This window comes from Flavobacterium limi (assembly GCF_010645075.1).
GTDB lineage: Bacteria > Bacteroidota > Bacteroidia > Flavobacteriales > Flavobacteriaceae > Flavobacterium > Flavobacterium limi.
In genome coordinates this window covers 309179-326571 of sequence record NZ_JAADZV010000001.1, presented here as the reverse complement: position 1 = coordinate 326571, position 17393 = coordinate 309179, and the positions used below count along the sequence as shown (strand labels likewise).

Genomic DNA, 17393 nt, shown 5'->3' with positions numbered 1-17393 from the left:
TCAATTTTAAAAGGTTTTTTACAAGTCTAATTTCAATCCGAAATTATAACGGGCCTGATAGTATTCAACTTGTTTAGTATGATTTTCGGTACCCTGATAATAACGGAGCGGCTGATTTGTCAAGTTGTTTGCTTCTGCAAAAAGGCGAAGTTTAGGCGTAATTTTATAAGAAGCATTCGCGTCTAAGAAAAACTGTTTGTCATAATAGCTGTCGTTATAAGATTCAGAACCTAACTCATCTAAATAATCAGATGCAAAATTAGTGGAGATTCTTGCAGAGAAACGTTTGTTTTCCCAGGATAAAGATCCGTTAAACATGTGTGGCGTTGTTCCCGGAAGACTAATGTCATTTCTTTCATTTCCGTCCTCATCTGCAATTCCTTTTGCTTTAGATTTTGTGTACGTATAATTCAGATAAATACCAAAACCTTTCAAAAATTTCCCCGGCAGGAAATCTAACTGACGCTGGAAAGCTACTTCAAAACCGTAAACATCAACATTATCTCCATTTCTGGATTGTATAAATTCCCAGTTTTCACCTGCTGGAATCGGGTTAATTTGATTTGGAAAATCAGCAGCGAATTTTTCAGTAGTATACTGATTATCACTGTAGTTGTAAATAAAATCATTTAGTTTTTTATAGAAAACACCTCCTGAGATTAATCCAACCGATTTGAAATAATTCTCCGCCATGAAATCATAATTATAGGAATAAGTTGCATCCAGATTTGGATTTCCTGCCGTAATAGCCATATCTGAAGCGATATTGTTTACATAAGGTGCCAGCGCATAATAATCTGGTCTTGCCAAAGCTGTTGTTGCAGCCATTCTTAATACTAAATTTTTTGTCGCATTGTACTGAAAGGAAATGCTTGGCAACAAATTGGTGTATGAATTTGTGGTGTTAATTTCACTCTCCAATTCTTCCTCATCCAAAACACGATTTCCTGTATAATCAATATGGGTATTTTCAATACGGAAACCCAAAACCATGGAAAGTTTATCATTAAAATCCTGATCCCATCTTACATACGCTGCAGTAATTCTTTCCTTAGCATTATAATTTACCGCTAAATATTCTGACGGATCTGATTCCTTTTCAAATAAAGAAGCATTATTCAGATCCAGATTACCCAAAAAGCTGGCAGAAGCAAAAGTACCCGGCACATACTTACTTCCCGGATTGAAGTTTTTACCATCAAAATAACTCGTAGGAACTTCTGATAACAAATCCATTCCGTCATTTATTGGCTCATAAGAAAAGAACGTATTGTTTCTTTCTTTCTCTTTCATTCTTAAACGAAGTCCCGTTCTGATTCTCCCCTTTTCTGCTGCAATAACCGAAAATGGAAAACGGATATTTACTTTTGCACCAAATTCACTTTCACTTGTTTCATCCGTATTTTCAGAAGCCGAATCAAATTCTAACTGATCTAATGATTCTCCAGTGCTAGTAACCAATGGGAATCTGTTTTCAGAAAAATCCTGATTGATACCTAACCCTTCCTGACGATATTCAATATAACGCTCTCCAGGACGGTATTCTCTTGCCTTGGCATAATTGGCAGACCAGTCTAAATCTAATTTTGAATTGATTAAGTGTTCTCCACGCAATGAATAATTTTGAACTCTTTGATCTTCTAACCTTCTGTTTTTATTTCGGTTACTATTTACACCACCTTTTGTTTCACGTTTTACACGACCTTGAAAACCAGTAATTTCTTCACCATTGTAGATGGCTTCAATATCATCATAAGTTGTTCTGAAGCGGTTTTCCCTGTCATCTCTCCAATTGTAGATCGCATTAGCGAAAATGCTGTTATTTTCATCAAATTTATAATCCAAAGCAATAGATCCGCTGCGGCGAATACGCTGTACATCGTATTTTCTGATTTCTGATGCCTGAAGAAATTCATTTCCGAAATCATCTTTTACCCATTCGTTTTCTACGTTGTCCGATCCATAATCTACATTATTATATGATCCACTGAAAACAGCTCCAAGCTTATTATTTAAAAAGCGATTTCCGTAAACCAATCCTGCTGTATAAGAAGCTTTTTCACGAATTGGCAAATAACCTCCTGCTAATGTTGCAGAGATTCTTTCCCCGTTTGGAGTAGCTCTCGTAACTAAGTTAACAGAACCTCCAATTGCATCAGCATCCATGTCTGATGTTAGTGTTTTATTTACTTCGATAGTCGAAATCATATCAGACGGAATCAGGTCCATCTGAACATTTCTGTTATCTCCTTCTGCAGACGGAATTCGATCACCATTTAAAGTTACAGAGTTCAGAGACGGAGCTAAACCTCTAATAATAATGTTACGCGCTTCACCCTGATCGTTTTGCATCGTAATACCCGGAACACGTTTTAAAGCGTCTCCCACGTTGGCATCCGGAAAACGACCTACCTGATCTGATGAAATTACATTTCCGATATTTTTGTTGTTTTTTTGCTGGTTCAGGGCTTTTGCCTGACCTTTTAAGATATCTCCCACTACAACCTCATCTAATTCTGTTCCTGTCGTTTTAAGAGCAAAGTCGATTACGTTGTTTTTTCCCTGCTCTACTGTGATTTCCTGAGTGGCAGAGGTATATCCAATATATTTTACAGTTACCTGATATGTTCCAACATTAATATTAAGCAATTCGAAACGGCCATTATAGTCTGAGATCGTGTATTTGTTTTCTCCAACAATCTGAATCATGGCTCCCGGTAAAGGAAGTTTGTCATCAGCATCTAATACCTTTCCTGATATTATTGCTTTTTGAGCATAGCCCGTCAACGTTAATAAAAATAGCATTGCTGCCACATAAAAATTTTTCATTGTGTGTTTGGTTTAATTTTCGGTTGCGAAACTAAAACCTGAATGTTATTAAAGTCATTAAAAAAAATTAACATACTGTTATGATTGAGGGTTACAAAACAGAAAATAGTAATGTTTAAGTAACACTAAAAGATCAAATAATTGATTCACAGTAAAAAACAAATTGACTATTTGTACTGCAATTGAATTTTTGGCGTTAAATTTGCCTTATCAATCACAATCAAAAATCATCAATCATGTTAAAACAATTTTTTATCCTGTGTTCAGGAGCCGACAGAAATCTTCTCGAAGGCTGTTCAGAAGGCGAGCAAACCAAATATGTTGGTATTGGCGCCACCGTTTTTTTTACTGCAGTTATGGCTTTTCTTGCCAGTGCTTATGCACTTTTTACTGTTTTTGACTCAATTTATCCTGCCCTGATTTTTGGATTGGTATGGAGTTTACTCATTTTTAATCTGGATCGTTTTATTGTATCTACAATTAAAAAAAGAGATCGCTTTATGGATGAATTCCTTCAGGCGACTCCCCGAATTATGCTGGCAATTATTATTGCTATCGTAATTTCAAAACCTTTGGAAATCAAAATTTTCGAAAAAGAAATCAATACCGTTTTGCTGAAGGAAAAAAACGAAATGGAACTGGCCAATAAAAAACAGGTCGGCAATTATTTCAAATCGGATTTAGATAAAAATAAGGCTGAAATTGCTGCTTTACAAGCTGATATTCTGAAAAAGGAAAAAGAAGTTAATACTTTATACTCAACTTATATTACAGAAGCCGAGGGAACAGCCGGCACAAAAAAGCTCGGAAAAGGCCCGGTTTATAAAGAAAAGAGAGAAAAACACGATGCTGCCTTAAAAGAATACGAAACTTTAAAAATGACCAACGAAGCGAAAATTGCCGAAAAAGAAAAAGCAGGTACGCAACTCCAGGCTGATCTGGACAAAAAGGTTTCACAGACACAGCCAATTATAGAGGGCTTTGATGGCTTAATGGCGAGAATTAATGCATTGAACAAGTTACCATGGCTTCCATCATTTTTCATCATGTTATTATTTTTAGCAATTGAAACCTCTCCGATAATTGCCAAATTACTGGCACCAAAAGGGGAATTCGATATTAAACAGGAAGAAGCCGAAACTGCACTAAAAGCCACTTTGGAACAAAATAAATACCAGCGCGAACTGCTGATTAAAACCAGTGCTTCCATGCATGATAAAGTTTATGGAGATATTGCCCAGGATAAACGGATGTACGATTTGCAGCGTAAAAATGCTGAAGAATTACTGGAACTGCAATCTAATGGATTTTTAGAAAAACAGAAGCAAACACTTTAAATAAGAAAGATCTAAATTCTAATGATTTGAATTTAGATCTTTTTTTTAGAAATGTTTTTTAGTTTTTACTTTGCAGGATCTCCAAAGTCTGGGAGGCATTTCTTCCACTCAGTGGATCAATAGATTCAAAGTTAAAATAGGGTTTTGAGATTGTCATTATTCTTTTATTTTTAACGATTTCATTGAAAATTAAATGCTTCATACGTTGATATTCTTCTCTTGGAACCATTAAAAATTCGGCATAGAAGTACTCTATATTATAATTATCCTCCGCACTTGTACTGACACTAATTTCTCTTCCATTTTTAATATGAACCTGAATGAATCTATCATGTAATGCCCATTCATAATTTACATCCTGACCCGTGTAATAATCAGAACCCAACTCTTCTACACCATCAACTGTCGTTTTGTATTTGTCATAGAAAGATTTCATAATCCTTAGGAGCTCTTTCTCTTCTCTGAATTTTGCATAACCGACAACAGCTTTGATTTTGTTTTTATCGTCTTTTTCAATATAGATCTTATCAAAGTATAATTGATCAAAATGCGCAATACTATCTTGCTTTTCTAAAGTTATATAACCGATTCTTTTTGCTCCTGTAGGCAAAACATCCGGAGTTTTTTGAGCAAACATTTTTTCTTCAGTATCAGAATAAGATTCGTTTGCCGTTGTATCCAGCGTTTCAGATGTGAGTTGTTTTGCATCTTCATTAAAATCCATTATTGCTAAATCAAATTTACATTTGGCTTTTAATATTTTTGGCTGTTCAAATTTGGTTATTTTCTTTTCACAACCTAATATGAATAAAATCAGAACAGGCAATATTATAACGTAGGTTTTCATTTCTTAATTTAATTGATAAAATTCAACGCTATATTACTATTAAAAATTTGATTTATAGGCTTTTTGTGATGAATTAAATTATAAAAAATTCTAATGATATAATATCAAAAAATTCCCAGCACAATAATGAAATTTTAATATTAAAGTAATTTTTACGAAAACTTATAGGGGTAAAACCATAAAATAATTTGAAAGCAGCTGAGAAATGGGATACATCCTTATATCCGCATTTATAAGCAACTTCACCCACATTGGAAGCTTTGTCCTTAAATAATTTTTTGGCATGTTCCATTCTGAGTTTGACAACGTAGCTTTTTATAGTTGTAGCAAAACATGCCTTAAAGCCTTTTTTAAGTTTAAATTCATTCAGCGAAATCAATCTTGAAAGCTCAACTAAAGTTGGTGCATTCGTAAAATTTTTTTCGAGGATTTTTTTGGCTTCAAGCAATTTTTTAAAATCCTTTTCATCAATTAAAGCTTTATTTTGAGTTTCTTTTAAAGATTCAAGCTGAAAAATCAATAGTTCTTTGATCTTAGCTTCCAGATACATTTTTTTCATGGAGCCTGAATATTTACAATTTTTGATCTCGTGGATAGCCCATTGAATTTCTGAATTGAAAGGAACATATTTTGGCGTCAGATAACCGGATTTTTTCTGTAAAATATTTTTGGAGAATTTCTGGTGCAGGTCCCAATTTTCATTAATTAATTTGGAATAAAAATCAGGAGAAAGTATAATGGACAGATAATTAATTTCTTCTAATTCAGGTATTTTAAAACTAGCGTTGAGTTTTGATGTATAAAGAATGTTATGAGTGTTTTCTGTGGTGTATTTTTCACTTTCAACTTCATCAATATCTGCTTCTACATTATTGCAGCAAATAAAATTTAATACTACAGATTCACCAACCATTTCAGTCCGGATCGTTTGAGGAGTTGAAAAATGCATTTGAATATCAATAATCAAAATATCTTCGGTAATAAGATTATTGCTTGTGATTTCCCCCAGATCTTCTTTTTTAATACTGACTTTTTCTTCAGCAAAATGATTTTTTTGATTATAAGAGCCGTTTTTTATGTTTATAAATGGCTCTTCGTGTCCTAAAATAGTTGATTTAAAGTTCAAAATATAATCCGTTTTTGCAAAATAATAATCCGTTTTTTCCTATTTTTCTTATTCCCTTTCCGGTACTTTTGTGCCAAATTTATTTATAATTAGTCTAATTATTATTAATTTCTTTAAAATAAAATAAAATATTATGTTTCGTATTATAAATTGGGTTAAAATTCCAAATAATGCGATTTTATGTGCCCCTAAATAATGAATAATATGAAAATTTTAAAATGCCGTTTGATATGGCTATGCATTATTACCACCTCTTTTAGTATTTATGCACAAGACCCCTTTAAACAAATATACACACCTGCTGCTTCTAACTTAACAAGGATAAATGCAGCAAACGTTAACCTTTTTACCGGAACTCCTAACATAACAATTCCAATATTTAACCATACTGTAGACGGTTATAATGTCAATGTAGGATTAAATTATAGTGCTACCTCCGGCGTTAAGGTAGCAGAACAATCTGGAAACGTAGGTCTGGGCTGGCATCTATCAGGAGGAGGCAGTATTATCAGGCATAAAAAAGGAATCCATGACGAAGAGCGTAAAGATTTAATACTTGCTACTGGTTGGCCAGTTTTTGAGTATGGCAGATTGCTACAAAATGCTAACTTCCCTAATTCACAATATCCAAAGGACGTGAATTTTAATTATTGGATTAGTCAATCTAATCAAACAAATGATGTTTATCAACTCCATAATTCAATTTTTAAACCTTTTTATTTAGAACCTACGCATGCTGATTTTAGACCTGCAACCCAAATTGTAGATTATGAACCGGACATATTTGAATTCAACTTTAATGGAAAGTCCGGTAAATTTGTATTTGATATTGATAACGGGAATGTTACTGTGCATCAGATTCCATGGCAGGGATTAAAAATTAGTTATTCTCTTGACAGAGAAAATGTATCAAACCGTGATCAGGATTATTACATAGGTAAATTTATTATTACAGATACCGATAATACACGATATTATTTTGAGGCATTCGAGAAAACCCATGAGAATTCAAGAGTAAATTCTGTCTCATTTAGGACTCCAGGCCAATATTATCATGAATTTGAAGATCTAGGAGTCATTGATGACTATATTGGATGGGTAACTAGAAAAGAACTGAGGACTGAAGCCTTCGAACCTGGAAAATCTGTGTCTGCAACATTAGATGCTTTAAACTATGTAAGTTCCTGGTGTTTAACTAAAGTAATAACACCAAATAATAAGATCATAACTTATAAATACGAGAATGAAACAGTTTTTGTATCACCTAATCCCATGCAGGTTAAAAATAAATATTTGGGATTTCAAACTAATAACTCATTGGTTCCAGTCTATGATACTTTAGTAAATGTAGTAGACAATATATATTCTCAAACAATAACTAAAAGATTATCAGGAATTGAGTATGACAACATGAAACTAGAGTATGTTTATAATAACTATAAACAAGGGAATAAAGGTTCTAATTTAATGGAATTGAAAGTTTATGATAAAGGAATACTAATTAAAAGGAATAAATTGGGATATCGTACAAATTATTCTCCTAATCCTTCTAATGTCAGTGATGTAAAAATAATGAATTACCATCGTGAGATTTTAACTGAGATGCAAGAGTATGGTACTGGTAGTACAGATTATCAGTCCCATAAATTTTATTACAATTTAGAATCTTTTGGGGGGAGTATAGGTCAAAATTTACCAAATAATAACTCCTTTTCTATTGACCAGTGGGGATATTACAATGGGGCAACGAATCAAATGCTGATTCCAAAGCTCTATATTTATCCTGACCTCAGCTTAAATAATAGACGGTTTCGGGTAGAACCGCTTCAGAATTATAGTGGTCGCATGTTTATGATGGACGGAGCAGACAGGCGTTCAAATGCACAGTATATGGGTATAGGAATGCTAAACAAAATCGAATATCCAACGGGAGGAAGCGTTGAATATGAATTTGAACCAAATAAACATCTGGATGAAGGTGAAACATTTATTGGTCCTGGACTAAGGATTAAAAAAATTATCACCCGCGATGGTGTAAAAACCGATAATATTCACTATGACTACAACGCTATTTCAGGAGTGACTTCGGGCAAAATAGTGGCAAAGCCAGTTATGGCAAGGATATTGTCGCATAGATCTCTTAATCCCCAAAATAATTTAGCTTATTATGAACAAAATTTAAGCCGATTCGGTGACTCTCAAGCTGAATTGAAAAGCATCGATAACAGGGTTATTGGTTATGACAGGGTAACAGAGTACAGATCCGGTAATGGAAAATCTGTTTATGATTTTGCAAATAATGGAATATTGGGACAAAACAATGATTTTAAATTTCAATATGAAGTAGAAGAAGACGGTTACAGCTGGCCTAATGGTGGGGATTGTGAAAGTAACTGTGATATGCTCTTTTGGAGACCAAAAGTATTTAACATTCGATTTGGTATACTCAAAGATGCTATTTATGATAATATTTTTAATCTAAATCCCCCTGATTATGATACCTATCCATTCGCTCCTGCCCCAAATTACGATTGGAACAGGGGACATCTTGTAAAAAAAGAGATTTTTAATGAAAATGGAAATCTCGTACAGTCCACTACCAATATATACAAAGCTATTTCACCATATGAAAGATCAATGGTACAGTTGCCTCATTATGTATATGGACTCAAAATAGGCCGCATGCATTTCGGAAGATCGGAGTATTATTCGAGCGATCCAAATGTAAGGAGTGTTTATGGACAAGCGCTACGGGCTGTTAAATATCAAATTTATACAGATATAGCTAAAGTGCTATCTTCTACATCTACGACTGATTATTTGGGGCAAGGTGAACATCTGACATCCACTGTAGACTATGAGTATGAAAACAAATACAATACCATGCCGACAAAAATAAAAGCGACTAATAGTGATGGCAAGGTTACCTCTACAGAAAATTTCTATCCTACTGATTTGGTAAATAGTCTCCAATATGACACAAATGGAGTATTGAACCAGATGATTAGTGCTAATCTTATAGACAAGCAGATCTTAAGCAGAAAAAAGATCGATTCTCAATATATTGGCGAGGTTTATAATCGCTATAAAAAAGAAACATGGGCAGGACATGATACCTATCGTTTGGGCTCAATATATGAAAAGCAGGATAATATAAATATTAACCCCAACAGCAATATGGATCAAAAAGTCAGTTATGATATTTATGATGCTAATGGAAATATACTACAGTATAAATTAGGAGTTGGTCAGCCCAATACAATTATATGGGGGTACAACAATCAATACCCAATAGCTAAAGTGGTAAATGCCACTCACCAGGACATTATTAATGTTTTAGGCACTGCCACATTAACCAAACTAAATAGCGGAGTGTTTCAGAATGTTGCATTGACAGATATTGAAATTCGCACTATATTAAATGTTTTGCGAACAAGCTTACCTAATGCGCAGGTAACTACGTTCACATATAAACCTCTGGTTGGTATGACAAGTACTACTGATCCTAAAGGCATGACAACATATTACGAGTACGATTCTTTTAACAGATTACAAGTTACAAAAGATCACGACGGTAAAATTCTATCGAAAACCATATATAATTATAAAAAATAATCCGAATATAGTATTAATATCTAATTTATTGGTGTTCTCCTTTTTTAGTATATAGAAAATAAACCTATTGAATACCGTGAATAATGATCAAAATATTGTCTTAACAAAAATTCACAAGGAGATAGCCTATTACATTAAAATAGAAAACTTTCAAAATACTACCTTAGTAATAAAACCTCAGAATAAAGGGAATGGATGATAAATGATGTTACCTGAATGAGATTATAGTAAAAATTAATAACAAAGTCATGTATAAACATTATATGAATAAAATTACTTTTATTTTAACAATTTTAATCATTAATTTATTCTCTTTTACAGTGAATGCTCAATATATTAATGGGCCAGACAGAGTAATATTTGGGGAAATTACCAATTATAATTTAGTTCAAGTTGGTAATGATATTATTGATGCTAGTTGGCATGTCCAGGGTGGTCAAATACTTAGCGAAAATATAAGCGGTGATTTAGCTTCAGTTTCAATATTGTGGAATGGATCCGCCCCTCATCACATCTTAATTGATTATATGATAGATGATGGCTGGGGAACTTTATATGAATATGCTGAACTATCAATACTTGTGGATCCTGGAGTCTTGACAAATAAAAACTATATCCATACCATAACCCCGACTATTGCCGCAACCAGTAGTGCCACATTAAACAACAATCAAAAACAAGAATCCATAACTTATTTTGATGGCCTGGGACGGCCTATGCAGAGTGTAGGTATTAGAGCGGGTGAAATTCATAACCCGATTACTAATAATCTGGAATTTAAAGATGTTATAACACCTATAGAATACGATTCATTTGGCCGTCAGCCTAAGGAGTATCTGCCCTATGCTGTTGCAACTAATGGTGGGATTTATAGAACAGATGCTTTAGATGGTGTCAGATCATTTTATGACGACAACAAATTTGAAGCTGATTTCCCTGGAATGACTACTGTTGATATCAATCCCTATTCAGAGAAACAGCTCGAAGCATCACCCTTGAATCGTGTTTTAAAACAAGCAGCTCCCGGATATGATTGGAGACTAAACAGTGGTCACGAAATAAAGCTGGATTATCAAACCAACACAACCAGTGAAGTAAAGAATTTTGGAGTGAGTTTGTCTTTTGCGAATAATACCTACACCCCAACACTCACACAAAGTACAGCAAACAGTGGTTATTACAGTGCCAATGAACTTTACAAAACAGTAACCTACGATGAGAATTCAATAAGCAATCCGACTCCTGCAAATGAATCCACTGGTTCAACAATAGAATTTAAGAACAAGTTAGGGCAGGTTGTCTTAAAAAGAACTTATGGAACAGTGGGAGAACTAACTGTCAATGAAAAATACGATACTTATTATATTTACGATCATTATGGTAATCTAAGTTTTGTTCTACCGCCCAAAATGGAGGCAACTACCGCATCAATGACAACAATAAACAGTCAATTAAACGATTTGGCCTATCAATATAAATATGATTCAAAAAAGCGTCTGGTAGAAAAGAAATTACCGGGAAAACAATGGGAGTTTATGGTGTATGATAGACTGGACAGGATAGTCGCAACTGGTCCGGCCGCGTCCCCTTTCAGTGATTTAACATCACAAGGATGGCTAATTACAAAATATGATGCACTTAACCGTGCCGTACTTACAGCCTGGTACCCGGCAACTGTTACTAATACAACGCGCACTACGTTACAAAATACTCAAAATGGTTATACAGTTAATTTTAGTGAGACTAAAATAGCTAATCTTACTAATACTACCATAAACGGTGTTGTTTTTCGATATACTAATTTGGCTTGGCCTACTTCAGGTTATCATGTTTTGACAGTAAATTATTATGATGATTACAACTATCCTAATGTACCTACTTTTGTACCGAATGTAGAAGGTGAACCAGTATATTATAATGCAACAGTAAAACCAAAAGGCTTACTAACAGGCACCTGGATACGTGTGTTGCAAACCAGTACAACATATGCTAATGAATTTAGTTATTCATTTTATGATAAAAAAGCTAGGTCAATAAGGACTTATTCAACAAATTTCCTGGGGGGATATACCTATACGGATAGCAAACTGGATTTTATAGGAAAGCCACAGTACACCATTACCCGTCACAAAAGGAATTCGGGCAGTACAGAATTAAAAACAAGGGAAGACTTTACGTATTCACCCCAGGGAAGACTGCTTACTCAAACTCATCAAATAAATGATGGGGCAGTTGAACTAATTGCCAGTAACAGTTATGATGAATTGGGGCAATTAATCTCTAAAAAAACGGGAAATGCTCCGACTGTAGATCCTGCCCAAAAAATTCATTATAATTATAATATCCGTGGATGGCTAACTTCAATTAATGATATTAATGCACTTTCCAAAGACGGGGATCCCAAGGATCTGTTTGCGTTTAAGATCAATTACAATACAACAACTTCTGGGATTACCGGAGTTGATCCATTGTATAATGGAAATATTGCAGAAACCCAATGGGCAACCAATTCTGATAATGGAATAATAAGAACCTACGGGTATAAGTATGATAACTTAAACCGACTTAGAGCTGGTCTCTACAAAAAGCAGACAACCGTTACCAATGTATATGATGAGAGTGTAGATTATGACAAAAACGGAAATATCATGCATTTGAAACGTTACGGGAGTTTGAATGATAACACCCAAACCTTAATAGATGATTTGACTTATAATTACTTCAATAACAACTTAAGTAATCAGCTGGCAAAAGTGGACGATACGGTTGGCAATAACTCAAATTTTTTGTACGAATTTAAGAATACGCCTGGCAATGATTATGCCTATGATGCCAATGGGAATATTCTAAGGGATTTAAACAAAGGCATAGGTACAGCTGCTTCGGATGGCATAACCTACAACTATTTAGATTTGCCAACAAAAATCACATTTGGGTCGGCAGGAAACATTGTTTATATTTACAATGCTGTTGGGCAAAAAGTACAGAAAATAGCTGCAAAAGGTACATCAACCACCACAACGGATTATTTAGGAGGTTATCAGTACAAAAAAACAGATCAAAATCCTGTCGAATTTAAGTTCTTCCCAACAGCTGAAGGATATGTGGAACCTAATGGAAGTTCTTATAAATATGTATATCAATATAAAGACCATCTTGGGAATGTTCGTTTGAGTTATGATAAAAACCTTATCATTCAGGAAGAAAACAACTACTATCCTTTTGGATTAAAACAGGTCGGATATAATGGGGTTACTCCTTCTTCAAATGATGCTTTAAAGTATAAGTACAATGGCAAGGAGCTGCAAGATGATAATATTGGTGGCTCTCAATTGAATTGGTATGACTATGGAGCACGTAATTATGATCCTGCACTTGGTCGATGGATGAATATTGACCCATTGGCGGAAAAAATGAGAAGACACAGTTCGTATAATTATGCATTTAATAATCCAATGAGGTTTATAGACCCTGATGGAATGGCTCCTGATGATATTGTTACTTTTAACATGAATGGGCAAGAAATATCACGTATTAAATCAGATACAGAATTCAAAACATATGTTCAAAAAGATGATGGAACAAAAGAAGAAGCACCTATGCCTGATGTTATCACTAAGAAAGGAGAATCTGTTACAACAGCTCCAAAATATCAGCAATATGATTATGAGATAGCTGCACATACCTATATTTTTAATGAGAATAAAAATAATGGTACAACACCAAAACATACTAATGGAAATTTAATTAATGACCCAAGTTCAGTGCCTGATTTAGACCCAACACTTGTTAAGGCAATTATAATGAGAGAAACCAATATGGGAACCTCAAATGTAAAACTTAGTCAAAACAGTTCCTTTTCGGATATTATGCAATCAAATGTTTATTATAGTGTAACTTCAAATGACTGGGCAGACTCTAAAAAACAATTTGGATTATCAAAAAACACAACACCTTCTCCAAGTCTTAGTATAAAGGCAGGTATTGGAATTTTATATCAAAAAGGAATTACTACAAAAGGAGGGAAAACTACTTGGACAGGAGGTGGAAATTGGGAAAATGCAACTCAAAGATATAATAGTAAATTTGAAAATTATTCCAAAAATGTTTTTGAAATGATAGATAATGCAATCAAACCAACAAGGATAAACTACTAAACTATGACAAACAAGATAATTATATACTTTTTATTACTATCCATTATGCCGAGTTGTAATAAAATAAGAAAGGATAAAATTGATGGCAATAAAGAAAAAGAATTTATAAATCATGCTGATACAATAAGTAAAAGCAGAAATATTAATAATTCTTTTACACTTATCAAAGAAGATAAATCTTGCTCAATTGTGAATAAACAAAAGGAAGAGGATAATTTCTTTTTAAGCGAATTTATATTTTATTTTAAAACAGATAATATAAATCAAAATGAGCTTAACAATAAAAAATATTACCAAATTATTTTACAGAAATCGAATGTTTCTGAGGTTCCTGAGTATTTTTTTAAAAAAGAATATCATACTTTTTCACTCATAAATAAAGAGATTAAAGATTATGGTAAATGTTACATCGCAGAATATTACTTCAATGATGGATTAGGCTATATGCAATCAAAATTTTATGTGATTATAAATCCTGAGAAAAGTGAAATTTCTATTTGGAATTTTGATAACTTAAAAGTAGCAGAAAAAGGATTAGAGTGTGATTTTAATGTTAGAGGAAAACATACTATTTACAACTTTTTTTACTCAAAAGAATGCGAAAAATTTATTTTGTAAAGAGTTGAACCTGAAAAAGTAAAACCCGCAGTAGATTGGTAATGTATTAAGATGTGTTGTTGGTTAATCATTCCATCTAACATTTTCAGATTATCAATGATTGATGTTAATATAGCATAAAATAAAAAAACAGCCTCGGGCTGTTTTTTTATTTTATAATGCCTTGAAGCTGAAAAAAATGGTTTCAACCAGAATTGATGTATAGAATATTGCAATCGCTGTGCTTTTCCGTACAGACAAAGACAAGGGTCTTTTGATGGTTAAGAACTAGTCTCAAATATCTATAATTGGCTTTTCTTCCACCAGAATGATTGATTTAAATCTCAATAATAATCCGTTTTTACAAAATAATAATCCGTTTTTCCCTATTTGTTTTAAGCGTTGCAACAGTATTTTTGCAGCAAATTTATTTATAATAAGTCTAATTAAGGATAAATTTCTGTTAAAAAAATTAACTAAATACCATGTGTAACAAATTTACTTTTTCGATTCTATTTTTTTTAATGATTCTTCCTGCATTTTCACAACAAGATGATACTAAACAAAAGGAAACTAAGGAGAAGGAGTCCAAAACTGAAAAAGTAAAAAAGAAAGAATCCGAAAAAGCAGAAGAATTAAGTAATGTAAGTGTTCAGGGCACATCAAAAGCAAAGAAAATAGAAACTTCGGGTTTTGCTGTTTCAATTATAAGCACTAAAGAAGCATCTTTAAGAAACCTGACAACAAATGAATTACTGGACAGATCAGTTGGAGTACGTGTTAGACAAAATGGAGGATTAGGTGCAAATGTAGAATACAATCTGAACGGCATGTCAGGAAGTACTATAGGAATATTTATTGATGGAATAGAAGCTTCAACTTTTGGTCAGTCTTTCAACCTGAATAACATTCCTCCTTCTATGATTGAGCGTATTGAGGTTTACAAAGGGATTTTGCCTTCTCATTTAACGGGAGATTATGTGGGTGGTGCTATTAATGTAGTGTTGAAAAAAGATGTGTCTCAAAATAATGCAACTGCTGCTGTTTCTTATGGTTCATTCAATACTTTTCAATCTGATTTAAGTGGGACTTATCGTGACAAAAAAACAGGATTATCATTCAGAGGTTCCGGATTTTACACTTACACCGATAATAGTTATGAAACCTGGGGAAGATCATCTACCTATGTTGGTCAGGGAGGAGAAATAATCAGGTATTACCGGGCAAAAAGATTTAATAATGATTACAGATCAATTGGCGGACGCTTCGAAGCAGGTTTTACAGATACTAAATGGGCAGATCAGTTTTTCATTGGCTACAATGGATCGAGCAGCTACACCGAAATCCCACACGGAACCACTATGGCAGTACCTTATGTCGGTCGTTTTAATGAGACTAAAGCACAGGCATTCCTATTAAACTATAACAAGAAAAATTTCCTCATAAAAGATTTAGCACTAAATGTTAATGCAGTTAGAAGTCATAGAACCACTTATGTTCAGGATACGGTTGGGCTTGCCTACAACTGGGACGGAACGGTAAGAACCAGACCAACCTATGTTCTTATTTATGATGAAAATGGGCAGCCAATAATCAAAAGAGATGCTAATGGTAATATAATTTATACTGATAATACTAATACTACACCTGAATACGAGGACAAATTAGTGCATGTGCCCTTAGCAACTCTTCAAGGTGGTCAACAAGGTAAAAAAACCATTACAAACACCGATAGAAAAATTACAAATGCACGCTCTAATTTGGGTTATATGATTACTAATGGACATAGATTGTCATTAAATCATAAATATGAAGCAACTGAAAGAAAAGATGAAGATTTATTAAATCCGGCTTATAATGATTTGGCCACAAACAGTACAGTCATAAAGAATATAATCTCAATGAATTATGAAGCCGAAACTTTTAATAGAAAGTTAAGAACAAATATTCTAGGGAAATACACTACAAATAAAACCAAACAATCAAAATCAGAAATTGTTACTGTTGGTGGTGTAAACTCGCTTGTAAAAAAAGATACGACCACAACAGACTATAATTTTGGTTATGGTGCTACTGTATCCTACAATGTAATTACTAAGCTATTTATAATTGCTTCTACCGAAAACTCTTTTATAATGCCTACTGAAAACCAGTTGTATGGAACTCCTGAAAATAATATTCTGGAGAATCTTCAACTACAGCCCGAAAAATTCATCAACTACAATTTAGGTTTTCGATGGGGACCATCCGATTTAGGTAAGCACAGAATATCGTTGTATGCGAATGCTTTCTGGCGCAATGGTTACAATAAAATTACGCAACAAACTGTAGATGCGACAGATCCTAATTTTAAAGAAGAGAATGCCGATATACAAACCACTCGTTATATAAATCTTGGAAGAACACAGGCACGAGGTTTTGAAGCAGAAATTATCTATGTCTATAACAATAGATTGAATACTTCTTTAAATTTTTCCAAATTCAACAACGTATTTAAACAAGAATTCGACAGTACGGGCAAACCTCATACCTTTTTTGGACAACAAGTACCTAATGAACCTTATTTTACAGTAAATGCCAATTGTCAATATCGATTTAATGATGTTTTTCAGAAGAAATCTGTACTTAACGCTTACTATACTTTAGGATATATAGGAGAATACTATATCGTTTGGGGTCAGCCGGACTGGTCTTTGACTCCAACTCAGATTTCTCATGATTTAGGTGCCAGTTATCGTTTTCCGTCCGGAAAATTAGTAGCCAGTCTGGATGTGAAAAACCTGTTAAACGCTGAACTCTATGACAACTTTCAAATACAAAAACCCGGTAGAGGAATCTACTTTAAATTGAATTATACATTTAGTAAATTTTTATAATCAAATTAC

8 protein-coding genes are annotated in these 17393 nt (G+C 33.6%); 5 read left to right on the top strand and 3 right to left on the bottom strand.

Translation table 11 applies throughout. The annotated features are described in order from the left end of the window. Positions 1 to 18: 18 nt before the first annotated feature. Complete coding sequence (locus GXM16_RS01370) at positions 19 to 2829, bottom strand: TonB-dependent receptor (RefSeq protein WP_163391983.1); 2811 nt, start codon at positions 2827 to 2829, stop codon at positions 19 to 21. Positions 2830 to 3065: 236 nt separating this feature from the next. On the opposite strand from GXM16_RS01370, the gene GXM16_RS01365 reads away from it, so the two are divergent. After that, positions 3066 to 4166: a DUF4407 domain-containing protein gene (locus GXM16_RS01365; RefSeq protein ID WP_163391981.1), complete on the top strand. Its 1101-nt coding sequence runs from the start codon at positions 3066 to 3068 to the stop codon at positions 4164 to 4166. A gap of 58 nt (positions 4167 to 4224) precedes the next feature. Here the strand turns inward: GXM16_RS01365 and GXM16_RS01360 are convergent, their stop codons facing one another. Both GXM16_RS01360 and GXM16_RS01355 read right to left on the bottom strand, forming a co-directional pair. Continuing rightward, positions 4225 to 5013 carry a hypothetical protein gene (locus GXM16_RS01360; protein ID WP_163391979.1) on the bottom strand — a complete coding sequence of 263 codons (789 nt, stop codon included), beginning with the start codon at positions 5011 to 5013 and terminating at the stop codon, positions 4225 to 4227. A 73-nt stretch (positions 5014 to 5086) separates the two neighbouring features. Next, entirely contained in the window at positions 5087 to 6139 is a 1053-nt protein-coding gene (locus tag GXM16_RS01355; RefSeq protein WP_163391977.1) for a helix-turn-helix domain-containing protein, read from the bottom strand. 225 nt (positions 6140 to 6364) lie between these two features. On the opposite strand from GXM16_RS01355, the gene GXM16_RS01350 reads away from it, so the two are divergent. From GXM16_RS01350 to GXM16_RS01335, 4 genes are all read left to right on the top strand, one after another. Further along, positions 6365 to 9754: a hypothetical protein gene (locus tag GXM16_RS01350; RefSeq protein WP_163391975.1), complete on the top strand. Its 3390-nt coding sequence runs from the start codon at positions 6365 to 6367 to the stop codon at positions 9752 to 9754. A gap of 263 nt (positions 9755 to 10017) precedes the next feature. After that, on the top strand, positions 10018 to 13911 hold the full coding sequence (locus tag GXM16_RS01345) for a DUF6443 domain-containing protein (RefSeq protein ID WP_229684159.1): 3894 nt from the start codon (positions 10018 to 10020) through the stop codon (positions 13909 to 13911). 3 nt (positions 13912 to 13914) lie between these two features. Next, positions 13915 to 14529, top strand: a complete 615-nt coding sequence (locus GXM16_RS01340; RefSeq protein ID WP_163391973.1) for a hypothetical protein — start codon at positions 13915 to 13917, stop codon at positions 14527 to 14529. Positions 14530 to 14993: 464 nt separating this feature from the next. Next, complete coding sequence (locus GXM16_RS01335; RefSeq protein ID WP_163391971.1) at positions 14994 to 17384, top strand: TonB-dependent receptor plug domain-containing protein; 2391 nt, start codon at positions 14994 to 14996, stop codon at positions 17382 to 17384. The last annotated feature ends 9 nt before the right edge of the window (positions 17385 to 17393 follow it).

Coding starts and splice junctions, on each gene's coding strand:
- GXM16_RS01370 (WP_163391983.1), bottom strand. CDS start 2,829: ATGAAAAATTTTTATGTGGCAGCAATGCTATTTTTATTAACGTTGACG.
- GXM16_RS01365 (WP_163391981.1), top strand. CDS start 3,066: ATGTTAAAACAATTTTTTATCCTGTGTTCAGGAGCCGACAGAAATCTT.
- GXM16_RS01360 (WP_163391979.1), bottom strand. CDS start 5,013: ATGAAAACCTACGTTATAATATTGCCTGTTCTGATTTTATTCATATTA.
- GXM16_RS01345 (WP_229684159.1), top strand. CDS start 10,018: ATGAATAAAATTACTTTTATTTTAACAATTTTAATCATTAATTTATTC.
- GXM16_RS01340 (WP_163391973.1), top strand. CDS start 13,915: ATGACAAACAAGATAATTATATACTTTTTATTACTATCCATTATGCCG.
- GXM16_RS01335 (WP_163391971.1), top strand. CDS start 14,994: ATGTGTAACAAATTTACTTTTTCGATTCTATTTTTTTTAATGATTCTT.